Source organism: Aliiroseovarius sp. S253 (assembly GCF_049800855.1).
Classification (GTDB): domain Bacteria; phylum Pseudomonadota; class Alphaproteobacteria; order Rhodobacterales; family Rhodobacteraceae; genus Aliiroseovarius.
Genome location: NZ_JBNAFW010000001.1, coordinates 756,894 through 773,593 on the forward strand (window position 1 = coordinate 756,894; position 16,700 = coordinate 773,593).

The 16,700-nt window shown below is 58.8% G+C and carries 14 protein-coding genes; 7 read left to right on the forward strand and 7 right to left on the reverse strand.

Annotation, left to right across the window (positions count from 1 at the left end; genetic code table 11):
- The first annotated feature begins 15 nt into the window (after positions 1–15).
- Positions 16–978 carry a DUF808 domain-containing protein gene (locus ACP15F_RS03780; RefSeq protein WP_424939504.1) on the forward strand — a complete coding sequence of 321 codons (963 nt, stop codon included), beginning with the start codon at positions 16–18 and terminating at the stop codon, positions 976–978.
- Between the two features lie 6 nt (positions 979–984).
- On the opposite strand, the gene ACP15F_RS03785 is transcribed toward ACP15F_RS03780, so the two are convergent.
- A complete protein-coding gene (locus ACP15F_RS03785) occupies positions 985–1,815 on the reverse strand; it encodes a DMT family transporter (protein WP_424939505.1) in 831 nt (276 codons plus the stop codon).
- A 198-nt stretch (positions 1,816–2,013) separates the two neighbouring features.
- A complete protein-coding gene (gene tkt, locus ACP15F_RS03790; protein ID WP_424939506.1) occupies positions 2,014–4,038 on the reverse strand; it encodes a transketolase in 2,025 nt (674 codons plus the stop codon).
- A 262-nt stretch (positions 4,039–4,300) separates the two neighbouring features.
- Here tkt and ACP15F_RS03795 point away from each other — a divergent pair, with 262 nt between their 5' ends.
- On the forward strand, positions 4,301–4,804 hold the full coding sequence (locus ACP15F_RS03795) for a hypothetical protein (protein ID WP_424939507.1): 504 nt from the start codon (positions 4,301–4,303) through the stop codon (positions 4,802–4,804).
- Entirely contained in the window at positions 4,797–5,186 is a 390-nt protein-coding gene (locus tag ACP15F_RS03800; RefSeq protein WP_424939508.1) for a cell division protein ZapA, read from the forward strand. Before ACP15F_RS03795 ends, ACP15F_RS03800 begins: the two co-directional genes overlap by 8 nt.
- 73 nt (positions 5,187–5,259) lie before the next feature.
- On the opposite strand, the gene grxD is transcribed toward ACP15F_RS03800, so the two are convergent.
- The 5 genes from grxD to ACP15F_RS03825 form a co-directional block, all read right to left on the reverse strand.
- Complete coding sequence (grxD, locus tag ACP15F_RS03805) at positions 5,260–5,622, reverse strand: Grx4 family monothiol glutaredoxin (RefSeq protein WP_424939509.1); 363 nt, start codon at positions 5,620–5,622, stop codon at positions 5,260–5,262.
- Between the two features lie 275 nt (positions 5,623–5,897).
- Entirely contained in the window at positions 5,898–6,134 is a 237-nt protein-coding gene (locus ACP15F_RS03810; RefSeq protein ID WP_133487890.1) for a BolA family protein, read from the reverse strand.
- A gap of 59 nt (positions 6,135–6,193) precedes the next feature.
- On the reverse strand, positions 6,194–6,733 hold the full coding sequence (locus ACP15F_RS03815) for a hypothetical protein (RefSeq protein WP_424939510.1): 540 nt from the start codon (positions 6,731–6,733) through the stop codon (positions 6,194–6,196).
- The gene (gene purL, locus ACP15F_RS03820; RefSeq protein ID WP_424939511.1) at positions 6,734–8,893 is read right to left on the reverse strand and encodes a phosphoribosylformylglycinamidine synthase subunit PurL; all 2,160 of its coding nucleotides are present in this window, start codon (positions 8,891–8,893) and stop codon (positions 6,734–6,736) included.
- A gap of 465 nt (positions 8,894–9,358) precedes the next feature.
- Positions 9,359–10,252: a LysR family transcriptional regulator gene (locus ACP15F_RS03825; protein ID WP_424939512.1), complete on the reverse strand. Its 894-nt coding sequence runs from the start codon at positions 10,250–10,252 to the stop codon at positions 9,359–9,361.
- A gap of 167 nt (positions 10,253–10,419) precedes the next feature.
- Between ACP15F_RS03825 and ACP15F_RS03830 the strand changes: the two genes are divergently transcribed.
- The 4 genes from ACP15F_RS03830 to argC all read left to right on the forward strand — a co-directional run bounded on the left by ACP15F_RS03830 (position 10,420) and on the right by argC (position 16,679).
- Complete coding sequence (locus tag ACP15F_RS03830) at positions 10,420–13,836, forward strand: indolepyruvate ferredoxin oxidoreductase family protein (RefSeq protein WP_424939513.1); 3,417 nt, start codon at positions 10,420–10,422, stop codon at positions 13,834–13,836.
- A 70-nt stretch (positions 13,837–13,906) separates the two neighbouring features.
- On the forward strand, positions 13,907–14,779 hold the full coding sequence (locus ACP15F_RS03835) for a lysophospholipid acyltransferase family protein (RefSeq protein WP_424939514.1): 873 nt from the start codon (positions 13,907–13,909) through the stop codon (positions 14,777–14,779).
- Positions 14,780–14,783: 4 nt separating this feature from the next.
- Entirely contained in the window at positions 14,784–15,596 is an 813-nt protein-coding gene (murI, locus tag ACP15F_RS03840) for a glutamate racemase (RefSeq protein ID WP_424939515.1), read from the forward strand.
- A gap of 54 nt (positions 15,597–15,650) precedes the next feature.
- Positions 15,651–16,679: an N-acetyl-gamma-glutamyl-phosphate reductase gene (argC, locus tag ACP15F_RS03845; protein ID WP_424939516.1), complete on the forward strand. Its 1,029-nt coding sequence runs from the start codon at positions 15,651–15,653 to the stop codon at positions 16,677–16,679.
- The last annotated feature ends 21 nt before the right edge of the window (positions 16,680–16,700 follow it).

The window sequence follows — 16,700 nt, forward strand, 5'->3', positions numbered from 1 at the left end:
GATTGGGGCGAGTAGATGAGTGGTTTGATTGCACTTCTGGATGATGTTGCTGGGATTGCGAAGGTCGCGGCGGCCTCGGTTGACGATGTGGCGGCGCAGGCGGCCAAGGCCAGCGCGAAAGCGGCGGGTGCCGTGATCGACGATGCAGCTGTGACGCCCAAATATGTCCAAGGGTTTGAAGCCAAACGCGAGCTGCCGATCATTGGGCGCATTGCCTGGGGCTCGATCAAGAACAAGCTTCTAATCCTTCTGCCCATCGCCCTGCTTTTGTCGGCCTTCGCGTCCTGGGCGATCGCGCCACTTTTGATGTTGGGCGGGGCATATCTGTGCTTCGAAGGGGCCGAGAAGGTGTGGCACACATTGTTCCCGCATGATCACACGTGGGACCACGCTGAACATGTCGAAGGCGACCCAGCTCATCTGGAAGAAAGCAAGGTCGCGGGCGCGATCAAGACCGACTTCATCCTGTCGGCCGAGATCATGACCATCATTCTGTCGGGCATCCCGAACAGCAATTTCTGGATGGAAGCCGCCACCTTGGCTGTCGCTGCCGTGGGTATCACTGTTGCGGTCTATGGCTCGGTCGCATTGATCGTGAAGGCGGATGATTTTGGCCTGTATCTGGCCAACAACGCGCGCCTTGGTGCAACGCAGGCTCTGGGCCGCGGGATCGTGAAGGCGATGCCCTATGTCATGAAACTTCTGACCATCGTGGGCACCGCCGCGATGATCTGGGTTGGCGGGTCGATCATCGTACACGGCCTGCACGAGCTGGGCTGGCACCTGCCCTATGAGACCATCAAACACTGGGCCGAAGCGGCAGCTTACGCTGTGCCGAACTATGCAGGCTTCGTGAAATGGGTGGTAACAGCCGGGCTGGACGGCGTGCTTGGCTTGGCTCTGGGCGTGCTGATCATTCCCTTGGCCACATGGGTCATCGGCCCGATCTGGGGGTCGATTTTCAAAGGGAAAGCCTAAGAACGCCTAAGCTTTCGGTTTTGACCGGCTGAGCAGGAACAATCCGCTCAGAACGATGACGGCGCTACCTGCCAGCGTCATTATGTCTGGGCGTTCGTGGAATACCACGACGCCCAAGACGAGCGCGAATAAAAGTCGCGAGTATCGGAATGGGGTGACGACCGAGACCTCTCCGGTCCGCATCGCAAGCGTCAGCGCACCATAGGCCAACACGCCGAATACGGTTGCCAGAACAAGGAACCCGCTGGCAGCTGGCGTCAGGGTGCGCAACTCGCCCCCAACAGCGACGAGGACCAGACCCGAAACGGTCAGCACTGCGCACCCCGCCACGCCTAGTTGCGCGCCTGACAGTGTCGCAGGGCTGGCGCGGGTGGCCAGATCGCGGCCAGCGAAACCCAACATTCCCAACACTGCGAAAATCGACAGCGGATCAAATGCGTCAAGACCCGGACGCAGGATCATCAACACGCCGACGAAGCCAACAAGGATGGCCAGCCAGCGCCGCAGGCCGACCCTTTCCTTGAACACGATGACCGCACCTAATGCGACGACCAGCGGTGTTGCCTGCAAGATGGCCGAAGCACTGGACAGCGGTGTCAGCGCGATGGCCAGCGCATAGAACAAACGGCCAGCAATTTCGGATGCCGATCTCCAGATCAAGACAGGAGAACGCAGATCCGGGTGAAAAATACGTGCGCCCTGTACGCGCGCGATCAGGGCAAAGATCACCAATCCGCCCAGTCCAAACAGCGCGACCGCCTGCCCGATCGGGATATCACGCGCGGCAGCCTTCAATGCCATATCTTCAAGCGCAAACGCCCCCATGGCAAAAACCATGAAAAGCGCTCCTCGATGATTTTCACGCAAGCCTGACAGCACGTTGGTATCCTTTGATAAAACAGGCGCAGACTGTCTGATCCCGGGCAGGTTTAAAAGGGGGTAAAGAAAACGCCCCACCGATTGGCGGGGCGTTTCGAAGTTTCAGACCAAAAACCTATGCAGATGTTTGGTCCAGTTTTTTAGATGGGCTGGGGCTTAACCCAGAAGCTCTTTTGCTTTTGCGACCACGTTGTCAGTGGTGATGCCGAATTTCTCGAACAGCACGCCAGCCGGAGCGGAAGCGCCAAAGCCAGTCATGCCAACAAAGGCTTGCTTGGCTTCACGGCCACGTTCGCCCAGCAGCAGTCGGTCCCAGCCACCATCGCGAACTGCAGCTTCAACGCCAACGCGTACGGCGCCTGCGGGCAGAACTTTGCGGCGATAGGCTTCGTCTTGCTCGGCAAACAGCTCCATACATGGCATCGAAACAACGCGGGTGCCGATGCCTTGGGCTTCCAGCTGCGCGCGTGCCTCCATTGCCAGCGACACTTCCGAGCCGGTGGCAATCAGGATCACCTGACGTTTACCAACTTCTGCGTCGGCCAGCACGTATCCGCCCTGAGCAGTCAAGTTCTTCTGTTTGTAGTCAGTACGAACGGTCGGCAGGTTTTGACGGGTCAAAACCAGGGTCGACGGAGTTTCTTTTTCGGTCAGCGCGATTTCCCATGCTTCTGCCGTTTCAACGGTGTCGGCGGGACGGAACGTATAGCTGTTCGGGGTGGCGCGGCAGATCGACAGATGCTCGACCGGCTGGTGTGTCGGGCCGTCTTCGCCAACGCCGATCGAGTCGTGGGTCATCACGAATACGGTCGGGATACCCATCAGCGAGGCGAGGCGCATCGCAGGGCGGGCATAGTCGGTAAAGACGAAGAAGGTACCGCCATAGGGGCGCATGCCGCCGTGCAGGGTCATGCCGTTCATTGCAGCGGCCATGCCATGCTCGCGGATGCCCCAATAGATATAACGACCACCGCGGTTGTCGGTGTCGAAGACGCCCAGATCGCCGGTCTTGGTGTTGTTCGACCCGGTCAGGTCAGCCGAGCCGCCTACAGTTTCCGGCAGCACAGGGTTGATCACGGCCAGTGCCATCTCGGATGACTTACGGGTCGCAACTGCTGGTTTGCTTTCGGATACTTCCTTTTTCAGCTTGCGCACAACAGTGGCCAGTTTCTTAGGAGCGTCCAAAGCATAGGCGCGCTTGAAATCGGCCTGCTTGCGATCCGAGATCGAGGCAAAACGGGCGTCCCACTCGGCCCGAGCTTCCGCACCGCGAGCACCCATGGCTTCCCATTGTGCTTTCACGTCGGCGGGGACTTCGAAGGCGCCTTTCGGTGCGCCATACACTTCTTTGGCAGCTGCCAGTTGCTCGGCATCGGTCAGCGCGCCGTGGCCTTTCGAGGTGTCCTGAGCAGCATGGCCCAGTGCGATATGCGTTTTACAGGCAATCATGGACGGCTTGTTGGTCGACTTCGCTTTGGTGATGGCCGCGTCAATCTGCTCGGGGTCATGGCCGTCAATTTCCTGAACATGCCAGCCCGAGGCCTTGAAGCGCTGGACCTGATCGGTGCGATCCGACAGCGAAACCTTGCCGTCGATGGTGATGTCGTTGTTGTCCCACAGGACGATCAGCTTCGACAGTTCGTGACGTCCAGCAAGGCCGATGGCTTCCTGGCTGATGCCTTCCATCAGGCAACCGTCGCCTGCGATGACATAGGTGTAGTGATCTACGATCTTCTTGCCGAAACGCGCGCGTTGGATTTCTTCCGCCATCGCAAAGCCGACCGAGTTGGCAATGCCCTGGCCCAAGGGGCCAGTCGTGGTCTCGACGCCAGAGACGTGTCCGTATTCCGGGTGACCTGCGGTGATTGCACCCCACTGACGGAAGTTCTTGATCTGATCCAGCGTGACGTCCTTATAGCCCGTCAGGTAGAGCAGCGAATAGATCAGCATCGAACCGTGACCCGCCGACAGGATGAACCGGTCGCGGTCTTCCCAGCGTGGTGCGGCTGGGTCGAATTTCAAGTGATTTTCAAACAGAACGGTTGCCACATCGGCCATGCCCATCGGCATGCCGGAATGGCCGGAATTTGCAGCGGCAACGGCATCCAGCGTCAACGAGCGGATGGCGGCGGCTTTTTTCCAGTGGTCAGGGTGGGCTTTGGCGAGAGCGGCAATATCCAAGGTCCGAGTCCTTTGGCTAAGTAAAGATTGGCCCCTGATAGCAGTCCTGCCGCTTGGGTCAAGCAAAGCAAGGCTTTGCCGGGTGCTCGGCCGTGCAAGTATCTGTAATCGTACGGAGCAAGTTGGCGCTGTGGGTGAATTGAATGGGGCTTTGTGGCTTGTGGCGGCGAATCGCGTTTGAGGCCGCGATGCGTCCCGAGGGCGTTGAGTGTTTTGCATCCTTGTGACAAGATCGGGCCATAAGGATTACATAGGGCACATTATGAGTGACATTTCCGACCTAGAGACTCGCATCACCACGGCGCTGGAACGGATCAACGCAGGGCTGGATAATCTGGCTGATCGGCCGGTAGCAGACACTGGTGCGATCGATCAACTGACCCGCCAGCTTGAAGACGAACGCACAGCTAACGCACAGTTGAATGAACGGCTTTCGACATTGAAAGCTCAGGTCACAGACAAGGTCGCGACCGTTGAAGTCGAGGTTGCTCGACTGCAAGAGCAATTGGCACGCTCTGAGGCATCGGCTGACACGCTGCGTCAAGCCAATCAAGACCTGCGCAACTCGAACGATGCGCTGCGTGAGGCGGCGAAGTCCGGAGTTGTCCAAGCTGCATTGATTAACGATGGCATGACAGCTGAACTGGCCGCGTTGAATGCAACCCAACAGGCAGACCGGGCCGAACTGGACGCGGTTCTGACCGAGCTGAATGCAATGACTGAACAGCAAACCGCCACTGCAAGCGAGGAGGACACCCATGCCTGACGTCACGATCACAATCGGAAGTCGTAGCTTTGAAGTGGCCTGTCAGGAGGGTGAAGAGCACTTCCTGAAATCTGCCGCCGCCATGCTGGACACAGAAGCTTCGGTTCTGGTCAGCCAGATATCGAACCTGACAGAAAGCCGGATGCTTTTGATGTCGGGACTGATGCTGGCAGACAAGACCGCCGGTATGGAAGACAAGGTTAAACTGACCGAGAGCCGTGTAGCCGAGTTGGAACGCGAGCTTGAGGCGTTGAAGAACGCGGAACCTCAAAAGGTTGAGGTGCCAGTCGTTCCTGCCTCTGTCACCGACACACTTGCCGAGATCGCCGCGCGCACCGAAGCCATGGCCGCCTCGGTAGAAGAGCGCCTTCAGGCGGACTGATCGCAGCCACAGAATGCAAAAACGCGCGCCAAATTCTGGCGCGCGTTTTTTTGTTGTCAGTGTCGGCTGAAGATCAGGCGTTGGCTTCACGGATCTTATCGGCCGCGTCTTTGTCAAACGTCACACCGTTGTCAGCAAACAGCGTGTCCAGCTCGCCTGACAGGGTCATCTCGGTCACGATGTCACAACCGCCCACGAACTCGCCTTTGACGTAAAGCTGTGGGATGGTCGGCCAGTCGGAGTATTCCTTGATACCCGTGCGGATTTCTTCATCCGCCAGCACGTTCACATCGGCATAATCCACGCCCATATAGTTCAGAACGCCAGCCACACGGGACGAAAACCCGCATTGCGGCATTTCTTTCGTGCCCTTCATATAAAGCACAACGTCATTGGCTTTGACGGTTTCGTCGATGCGGTTTTTTGCGTCGGTCATATTTTAGTTTCCTTGTCTTAGGCCTCATCGGCGCTGATTTTTTGGGCGCTTTGTGAGTTGGTCGTGAAGCCTTTGGATCTGTTCATTTTGGCGGTGTGCGGCATCTACAAGGTTTGTATCAGTCGCCTCCATCCCTAGTTCGGGTTTGGGTTCTTCTCGCGATGTCTTAGGTCGGCTGGAACTTACAGAACTGTGCCGGTTGCGCTTCAAATGTGCCTCGGCCACAGCAGCAGCAATAACCAACAGGATAACACCTGCGATTATCGCGCCCGCAGTCACTCAGGGACCTTGGTCGTCAGGGCCAGCGCGTGTAGCTCTCCGCTGTCGATCTGTTCACGCACGGTGGCGTTCACGGCGCGTTGCTGTTGGACGCGGTTCATGTCGCGGAAGCTTTCATCCACGACCTCGGCCGCCCAATGGTTCCCGTCACCGGCCAGATCGGTGATGGTGATCTGAGCGTTGGGGAAACCTGCGCGGATCAGGTCTTCGATTTTGGATGCTTCCATGGCCATTGGCGGAACCTCGTATTTGTTTTGTTTAACTTATGTGTGGTGAGGATGGGCCGCAAGGGTTAGCGGCGCATCGCAGCGTCGCGAAAACTTGTCAGTACGGCGCGGGCGTCGGACAGGATACCGGCTTCCTCGGCTTGGGCCAACGTGGCTTCTGTCCATGCGGGCTCGGGGAAAAGGCGGTCGAGCATCGCTTCGCGGGCGGCTTCTTGTGTTGCGGACAGCGGCAGGCGCGCGGACAGATGCAGAAGCTCGGCCATGTCACAGATGGCGCGCATCCGGCGATAGGCCTCGGATACGGCTTCCAGCGTTTCGCGATCTTTACGCCAGCGTTTGCGCGGGAAGATCTGCTGGGTCACATATTGCCCGGCACCTTTGCAGTCGAACTTGGCGCAGCCCGGAAAGCCTTGATCAGAAAGGGTTTCATGGATGCGGCACAGGTTGTCCGTGCCAAGATGGCGACAGGGCGCAAGCGCACGTTTGTCAAAGGCGAAATCATCGCCTGCGTCAAAGCCCGGAGACACGCAGCACAGCCCCATGCAGCCCGCGCAATCGGCGGTCAGCGTCGAGGGATCCTGCGCCAGCGGCACCGGGCCTGTCATTTACGTATGCGCCTGATCGAAACCGGTGCGGAAGATCTGGGCCAGTTCTGCCAGAGGCGCTTCCGAGCCGCCCATCTTCACGCTGTCACCGGTGAAGCGACCAACGGTGGTGATGGAAACGCCCGCGCGGCCAGCTTCGATCATCAAGGCTTCGGCCTGATCGAAATTACAGGCCACCAGATAGCGCGCCTGATCTTCACCAAACAGCGTTGGCGTGTCGGCGGCGTCCAGCTGAACGCCAACTTCTCCGGCCTCGGCCATCTCAAAAGCTGCCAGCGCCAGGCCGCCATCCGACAAGTCCGAACAGGCTTTGATCAACTCGCGATTGGCGCGGATGAAGTCGCCGTTTCGTTTTTCAGCGTCCAGATCCACATGCGGCGCGTCGCCGTCTTCACGGTTGAAGACCTCGGCCAGCAGGGCGGATTGGCCGAGATGGCCAGCTGTTTCGCCGACGACCAGCGCCACGTGGCCTTCGCGGGCCACGCCATCGATCATGTCGTCAAGGCTGTCCAGCAGGCCCACGGCCCCGATGGTCGGGGTCGGCAGGATCGCTTGACCGTCGGTTTCGTTGTAAAGCGAGACGTTGCCCGAAACGATCGGCACGTCCAGCGCGGCCACGGCTTCACCGATGCCTTTGATGGCGCCGACGAACTGGCCCATGATCTCGGGCTTTTCGGGGTTGCCGAAGTTCAGGTTGTCGGTGGTGGCAAGGGGCTTCGCGCCGACGGCGGTCAGATTGCGATAGGCCTCGGCCACGGCTTGGCGGCCACCTTCCAGCGGATTGGCTTTTACATAGCGCGGCGTTACGTCCGAGGTGAACGCTACGGCTTTGTCAGTGCCATGCACGCGCACGATGCCAGCGCCCAGACCGGGGGCACGTACGGTGTCGGCCATAACCATGTGGTCATATTGTTCATAGACCCACTGTTTGGCTGCGTGGTTGGCCGAGCCGATCAGAGCCTTCAGGCCGTCGATTGCATCGATTTCGGGTACGTCTGCCAGTTCCTCGGCCGCCGGGGTTTCGATCCACGGGCGGTCATATTCCGGCGCGCGGCCCGACAGAGGGGACAGCGGCAGATCGGCTTTCACTTCGCCATGATGTACGATCAAGAAACGGTCTTCGGCCAGTGTTTCGCCGACGATGGCGAAATCGAGGTCCCACTTTTCGAACACAGCGCGGGCTTCGGCCTCTTTTTCCGGCTTCAGAACCATCAACATCCGCTCTTGGCTTTCCGACAGCATCATCTCGTAGGCCGTCATGTCGTCTTCGCGCTGCGGCACATCTTCAAGGTTCAGCTTGACGCCCAGACCACCTTTGTCGCCCATTTCGACCGCCGAACAGGTCAGGCCAGCGGCCCCCATATCTTGGATCGAGATAACGGCGCCGGTCTGCATCAGCTCTAGCGTGGCTTCCATCAGACGCTTTTCGGTAAAGGGGTCGCCAACCTGAACGGTGGGACGCTTGTCTTCAATCGTATCGTCGAACTCGGCCGAGGCCATCGTCGCACCGCCAACGCCGTCGCGGCCAGTTTTGGCGCCCAGATAGACAACGGGCATTCCGATGCCCGACGCGGCCGAGTAGAAGATCTTGTCTGCATCGGCCAGACCGGCAGCAAATGCGTTCACAAGGCAGTTGCCGTTATAGGCCGGGTGGAAGCGCACTTCGCCGCCGACATTGGGGACGCCGAAACAGTTGCCGTAGCCGCCAATGCCCTCAACGACGCCGTTGACCAGCCGCTTGGTTTTCGGGTGATCAACCTCGCCGAAGCTCAGCGCGTTCATTGCGGCAATGGGGCGTGCGCCCATGGTGAAGACGTCGCGCAAGATGCCGCCAACGCCCGTCGCAGCCCCTTGATAGGGTTCGATGTAGGAGGGGTGGTTGTGGCTTTCCATCTTGAACACGATGGCTTGACCGTCGCCGATGTCCACGATGCCTGCATTTTCACCGGGTCCGCAAATGACCTGAGGGCCTTCGGTCGGCAGGGTGCGCAGCCATTTTTTCGATGACTTGTACGAGCAGTGCTCGTTCCACATGGCCGAGAAGATGCCGAGCTCGGTAAAGCTTGGTTCGCGTCCGATGATTTCGAGGATCAGCTCGTACTCATCGGGTTTCAGGCCGTGTGCTTCAATCAGATCGGTGGTGATTTTCGGCTCGCTCATGCTCGGTCCCCTTCGGCGTTGCAGCGACATCGACTCGCGCAGGCACGATATTAATGTCAGTTGCTGCGCCTTTTAGGGGAAGGGGGGCCATTGGGGAAGAGCTTGCCTGCCTTGTTTTGCAGGAACTTCTGGCGTTCGGGCAAAAAAAAGGCCGGGCAGAGCCCGGCCAAGTCCAACAGGGAGGTAAAAACCGACTAGAGCGATGCTCGACCATCGGCTTTGAACCAGATTTAGGAGGGGGAACGAGTCGCTTCAAGGTAAAATGCTGCATTGCAGCTATGCATTTTTCGCATGCCTTTCGCGCGTTGTCGCTACGTAAAGCGGCGGTTCGGCGGGTGTGTTCGGAGATAGTTTAATGATTATATAAACTTAACGTGGTAAATGCTCGACTTGAGAGTGATTTGAGGTCGTTTTGGGTGCAGACGCACTGTTGCGCTTTCGCATCAGTGTTTGTGAATGTAATTGTCAGCTTGCCATGCTGCGGCGCTGAGCTGCCAGTTCGGAAATCACGAAATCCCGGAAGGCTTCGATCCGTTTCGAAGCGCGCAATTCCTCGGGATAGGCCAGATAGACAGGGATGTCCTTGCTTTCAATGTCGGGCAAGACACGTGTCAATTCTGGGAAATCATGCGTGATATAGTCCGGCAGGACGCCGATCCCCAGATCGTTCAGGACAGATTGTAGCACGCCGAAATAATTGTTCACGGTCAGAAGCGATCCGACATCATAGGTTAACAGCTCGCGCACCAAGGCGGCACCCGCACTGACCTGCGCGGCAGATGTATTCTGGCAGATCAGGCGGAAATTCGACAGATCCTCAAGCGTTTCGGGCGTGCCGTTTGCCTCGAGATAGCTTGGCGTCGCGTATAGCCGCATGTGAACGTCCATCAATCGCTTTCGGATCAGGTCCGCCTGGCTGGGCTCTTTCATGCGAATGGCCACATCTGCCTCGCGCATGGGAAGGTCCAGCACGCGCTCTTCCAGCATCAGGTCAATGCGCAGATCGGGATAGGCTTCATAAAGCTTCGGCAGGCGTGGGGCCAACCACATCGAGCCAAAGGCCGTAGTGGTCGTGACGCGGAGTTCACCGAAGACTTCTTCCTTGCTGTCGCGAATGCGGGCCACGGCGGCTTCCAAGCGTTGGTTCATCGCCTTGGTGGCGTCAAACAGCAGCTCGCCCTGTTCAGTAAGAATCAGTCCACGTGCATGGCGATGAAACAGTGTGGCGTTCAGCCCTTCTTCAAGCGCTCGGATTTGGCGCGAGACGGCGGACTGAGACAAGTGGAGGGCGTCACCAGCATGGGTTAGCGACCCAGCATCTGCCACGGCGTGAAATATTCTGAGTTTATCCCAGTCCATGGCGTACGAACCAATCCCTGTTAGCGTGTAATCTATTCATACTGTTACCATCAGAATCGTGATGAAAGCCAGAACGGATTGTGATTGGATTTGTTTTGATGGGTCATATATTATGACCTAAATTGGAGGGCAATCTCCAGCAAGCTATTCGTATTGGGAGGTACGGCATGGGCAAGCCAGAAATCACTCTGAATGACCGTTTTGATCTGACCAAAGATCAAGTGTTGTTGAATGGCACGCAGGCGCTGGTGCGCTTGATGCTGACGCAGAGGGAACGGGACCGGCGCGTCGGGTTTGAGACCTCAGGCTATGTGACCGGGTATCGCGGTTCTCCTCTTGGGGCGGTGGACTTGTGGATGTCGCGGGCACAGGGCGTGCTGAGTGAAAATGACATCTTGTTCCAACCGGGCCTGAACGAAGATCTGGCTGCCACTGCGCTGTGGGGGAGCCAGCAAGCGGAAGTGCGCGGTGAAGGTGCACGCGATGGTGTGTTCGGTCTGTGGTACGGCAAGGGGCCGGGGGTGGACCGCACGGGTGACGTGATGCGTCACGCCAATATGGCTGGATCGTCACCGAAGGGTGGCGTGCTGATGGCGATGGGGGATGACCACACGGGCGAAAGCTCGACCGTGTTGCATCAGTCTGATTGGGCGATGGTGGATGCGTATATTCCGGTCCTCAGCCCCGCTGGCGTGCAGGAAATCATCGATTATGGCGTGTATGGCTATGGGCTGAGCCGGTTCTCGGGCCTTTGGGCCGGGCTGAAGGTAATGAAAGATACGGTCGAGGCGACTTCAGTTGTGGATGGCCGCGTGGACCGGATGCAGTTGATCACGCCCGAGTTCGACATGCCCGAGGGTGGGCTAAACATCCGCTTGATCGACGACCGCATTCCGCAGGAAGCGCGAATGATTGATTACAAGCGTTTCGCAGCCGAGGCGTATGCCCGCGCCAACCGGATCGACAAGCGCGTCTGGGGCAAGCCGGGGGCGAAGATCGGCTTCGTCGCGGCGGGCAAGAACTGGCTGGATCTGGTTCATGCGCTGAACCTTTTGGGGATTGATGAGATCGAAGCCGAACGTCTGGGTATCACCACCTACAAGGTCGGGCAGACATGGCCATTGGACATGCAATCTTTCCATGAATGGGCCGAGGGGCTGGATCTGGTCGTCGTCGTGGAAGAGAAGCGCAAACTGATCGAGGTGCAGATCAAGGAAGCCATTTTTGACGATCGCCGGGGCCGCCGCGTGTACGGCTGGCACAAGGGTGACACGTGGGAGAACGGACGTCAGCTGGAGCTGTTCCCGACACGATACGCTCTGGACCCGATCATGATCGCCGAAAAGCTGGGCGATATTCTGGTCGAGGAAGGGCGCGGGACCGAAGCCGTCAAGGCCGGGCTGGAGGCGCTGGCGCAGGCGCGTGGGGCAGACAACGCGCCTAATATCGCGGCGCGCTTGCCATATTTCTGCTCGGGCTGCCCGCACAATACCTCGACCAAACTGCCCGATGGCAGCCGCGGTTTTGCAGGGATCGGATGCCATTATATGGTGCAATGGATGGACCGCTCGACGCTGGGATCGACGCAGATGGGCGGCGAGGGCGTGAACTGGATTGGCGAGGCGCCGTTCTCGAAAACCAACCACGTGTTCCAGAATTTGGGCGATGGGACCTATAACCACTCGGGCATTCTGGCGATCCGTGCGGCTTTGGCGGCGGATGTGAACATTACCTATAAAATCCTTTACAACGACGCAGTGGCAATGACCGGCGGGCAGACCAACGAAGGGGATCTGGACGCGCCTCGGATTGCCCGCGAAGTACTGGCAATGGGGGTGAAGAACATCTTCGTCGTGTATGACGACAAAGAGGATGTCGACCGGGGTGCTTTCCCCAGCGGAATCAGCCTGCACACGCGTGACGAGCTGCTGCCGATCGAGGAAAAATGCAGGGATTTGAAGGGGGTGTCGGTCATCCTCTATATCCAGACATGTGCTGCCGAAAAGCGCCGCCGCCGCAAGCGCGGGTTGTTCCCGGATCCCGACAAGCGGGTCTTTATCAACACGGATATTTGCGAAGGTTGCGGCGATTGCGGCGTGCAGTCGAACTGCGTGTCCATCGTGCCGGTCGAGACCGAACTGGGCCGCAAACGCGCCATCGACCAGTCCAGCTGCAACAAGGATTTCAGCTGCGTGAACGGGTTCTGCCCCAGCTTTGTGACCGTCGAGGGCGCGAAGCTGAAAAAGGCCGCTACGGCCGAGGTGAAGCTGCCTGACCTGCCGGTCCCAACGCTGCCGAAGATCGACGGGACGTTCAACACGGTGATCACCGGTGTTGGCGGCACGGGCGTTGTGACCATCGGGGCCGTAATGGCGCAGGCCGCGCATATAGACGGCAAAGGCGCAGGCATGATGGAGATGGCAGGGCTGGCCCAGAAGGGCGGCGCGGTGACGGTCCATCTGCGGTTGGCTGAAAAGCCCGAGGATATCTCGGCCATTCGCGTGGCGACCGGGGAATGTGACGCGCTGATTGGGTGCGAACTTGTGGTCTCGGCAGCTTCGACGACGCTGGGCCTGACCAAAACCGGGCGCACAGGCGCGGTGGTGGACAGCCATGAAACTGTGACCGGCGAATTCACACAGAATACAGACTTCACAATTCCGGGCGATCAGCTGCAACTGTCTTTGCAGGCGCGCCTGCGGGATCGGCTGTCGATGTTCGACGCAAGCGAGCTTGCGCGGGTTCTGATGGGCGACAGCATCTTTTCCAACATGATGGTATTGGGTGCGTCCTGGCAGGCTGGTTATGTTCCGCTGACATTTGAAGCCCTGATGCATGCAATTGATCTGAACGGGCAAGCGCCGGACCGCAACAAACGCGCGTTTGATCTGGGGCGCTGGGCGGTGGCCTTCCCGGACGAGGCGGCGAAATACACGCAAGCGGATGTCGTGGAACTGCCCGAATCCTTGGGTGATATCATCGACTTCCGGGCCGATCATCTGGTGAAATATCAAAACAAAGCGCTGGCGAAGAAGTATCGCGATTTCGTGGGAGCTATGCCGGAAGTGCTGCAGGGAACCGTGGCCAAGGGCTATCACAAGCTGTTGACCTATAAGGACGAATACGAGGTTGCGCGGCTTCTGACCGAGACCCGCGCCAAAGCCGAGGCCGAGTTCGATGGCGATCTGAAACTGACCTATCACCTTGCGCCTCCGCTGTTGGGGGGCACGGACCCGGTTGGACGCCCGAAGAAACGAGGCTTTGGGCAGTGGTTCGAACGTGCTGCGCCGCTTCTGGCCAAGATGAAAGGTCTGCGCGGCACCGCGCTGGATCCCTTTGGCCGGTCTGACGAACGTGTGACGGAACGCAAGCTGATTGCAGATTATGAGGCCGACATGCAGCGTTTGGCGGCAGGGCTGACGGACGCCAATACCGAGGTCGCGCTGGAAATCGCAGCACTGCCCCTGTCGATCCGCGGCTTTGGCCCGGTGAAAGAGGCAAGCGTTGTGGCGGCAGATACGCGCCGCCGGGCGCTCTGGTCGACATTCGATGGAACCGGCCCCGTTCAAGAAGCCGCAGAATAAGAGTTCAGCGGGCGACATAAACCTGTTACATCACGCTGCAAAATAAAGCATCCGACCAAGGATCTTGCAGATGAGCAGACACGTCGCCCGCGACATCACCTATGCCCACAGCGCGCAAACCCGTCCGGGACGCGCCGTCATCCGCGTGATGGAGAATGCGACAGGCCGCCTGCGTCTGATCAAGCGCGCCCATGGCTATGATGCCGAGGTCGCCGACGGGCGCGATTTCTGGCAGGTGATGGTGGATCGCTATGGGCTGTCGTTGGATTTTGTCGAAGGGTCGCTGGACTTAATCCCGCAAGACGGTCCTCTGATCGTGGTAGCCAACCACCCTTACGGCATTCTGGATGGGCTGGTTATGGGGCACATTCTCAGCCGACATCGCAAAGATTTCCGCATTCTGGCCAATCAGGTGTTTCGCAAGGCCGAGGATCTCAGCCGCGTCGTCCTGCCCGTCGATTTCGCCGAAACCCGCGAGGCGATGAAGGTGAACCTTGAGACGCGCAACGCGGCGCGCAGCTATTTGGCGGAAGGCGGGGCGATTGGGATCTTTCCCGGCGGCACGGTCTCGACCGCGCAAAAGCCGTTTGGTCTGCCGCTTGATCCGGGCTGGCGGCGTTTCTCGGCACGGATGATTGCAAAATCCAATGCCACAGTGGTGCCGATCTGTTTTCACGGCCACAACTCGCGCAGTTTCCAAGTGGCTAGCCATGTGCACCCGACACTGCGTATGGCGCTTTTGATCCGCGAGTTTGGCAAGCGGGTGGACCAGCCCGTAAGCCTGTCGATCGGCCAGCCGATTTTGCCAGCAGAATGGGGCGAATATGCCAAAGACGCCAAATCCATGATGGATTTCCTGCGCGATCAGACATATGCCTTGTCCCAGACCCCAGGTGCCCAAGGTGCCTATGGGTTCGAGTTCGAGGACAAACACAAGGCATAGGGCGATGGCAGTAGGCATTTTCGATAGTGGTCTGGGCGGATTGACGGTTCTGGATGCGGTCTCGAAACGTCTGCCGGATGTGAATTTCGTCTATTACGGTGACAACGCGCATGCGCCTTACGGGGTGCGGGATGCGGATGATGTTTATGACCTGACGACCAAGGCGGTATCTGCCCTATGGGATCAGGGTTGTGATCTGGTCATTCTGGCCTGTAACACCGCCTCGGCTGCAGCGCTGCGCCGGATGCAGGAAAGCTGGATCCCGACCGACAAGCGGGTACTTGGCGTGTTTGTGCCTCTGATCGAAGCGCTGACGGAACGCCAATGGGGCGACAACTCGCCTCCGCGCGAAGTCGAAGTGAAGCACGTTGCGCTGTTTGCTACACCCGCCACAGTGTCGAGCCGCGCGTTCCAGCGCGAACTGGCCTTCCGTGCTATTGGCGTGGATGTCGAGGCGCAGGCCTGCGGCGGTGTCGTGGATGCGATCGAAGACGGGGATCTGATCCTGGCCGAGGCGCTGGTGCGCAGCCATGTGGATGCGCTGAAGCGCAAGATGCCCAAGCCCGAGGCCGCCATTCTGGGCTGCACCCATTACCCGCTGATGGAGCAGGAGTTCCAGAACGCGTTGGGCGCGGATGTGAAGGTCTATAGCCAAGCCAATCTGGTGGCAGAAAGCCTTGCAGACTACCTTGAACGCCACCCGAAAATGCGCGGAACGGGGACTGAATCGAAGTTCCTGACCACCGGTGATCCCGCCCAAGTGTCCAACCGCGCGACCCAGTTTCTGCGACGAAAGATCGCTTTCGAAGCCGCCTGATTGCAAGGCGCACGCAAAACACCTATCTATCCTTCGAATTCGCAGGAGGTCTGAATGACCCACAAAATCGCCATTCTTGGTGCGTCCGGCTATACCGGGGCCGAGCTTGTCCGCCTGATTGCCACCCATCCGTCGATGGAAATCGTCGCTCTGTCCGCTGACCGTAAGGCCGGACAAGAGATGTCGGATGTCTATCCCCATTTGCGCCATCTGGACCTGCCGAAGCTGGTTAAGATGGACGAGATTGACTTCTCGAACGTGGACCTTGCCTTTGCAGCCCTGCCGCATGGTCTGAGCCAAGCGCTGGTGCGTGACCTGCCCGACACTGTGAAAGTCGTTGATTTGGGCGCGGATTTCCGTCTGCGTGATCCGGCGGAATACGAGAAATGGTACGGCGCGCCGCATGTGGCGACCGAATTGCAGAAGACGGCGGTCTACGGGCTGACCGAGTTCTATCGCGACGACATCAAATCCGCGCGTCTGGTAGCGGGGACTGGCTGTAACGCTGCAACGGTGCAATACGCACTGCGCCCGCTGATCTCGAGCGGGCTGGTCGATTTGGACCGGATCATCTGTGACCTGAAGAATGGCATCTCGGGGGCTGGACGGTCGCTGAAGGAGAACATGCTGTTTGCCGAACGCTCGACCGACGTGCTGGGCTATGCGCAGGGTGGTACGCACCGCCATCTCGGTGAGTTCGATCAGGAATTCTCGATGCTGGCAGGCCGTGATGTACGTATCCAGTTCACCCCGCATCTGGTGCCGGTGAACCGGGGTATTCTGGCCGACTGCTATGTGGACGGAGACCCTCAAGCGATCCACGTAGCTCTTGTCGCGCAATATGCTGACGAACCTTTTGTCACCGTTCTGCCCTTCGGCAAGCTGCCGGGGATGGGGCAGGTGATGGGATCAAACCAGTGTCACCTCGGAGTCGCTGGCGACCGTATACCGGGGCGCGCTCTGGTCGTGTCGGCTTTGGACAATCTGTGCAAAGGTTCGTCCGGTCAAGCGATGCAAAATGCTAACTTGATGCTTGGTGAAGACGAAACCACCGGGTTGATGATGCCTCCGGTGTTTCCGTAAGCGATTGAAAAGGAGCCTGTA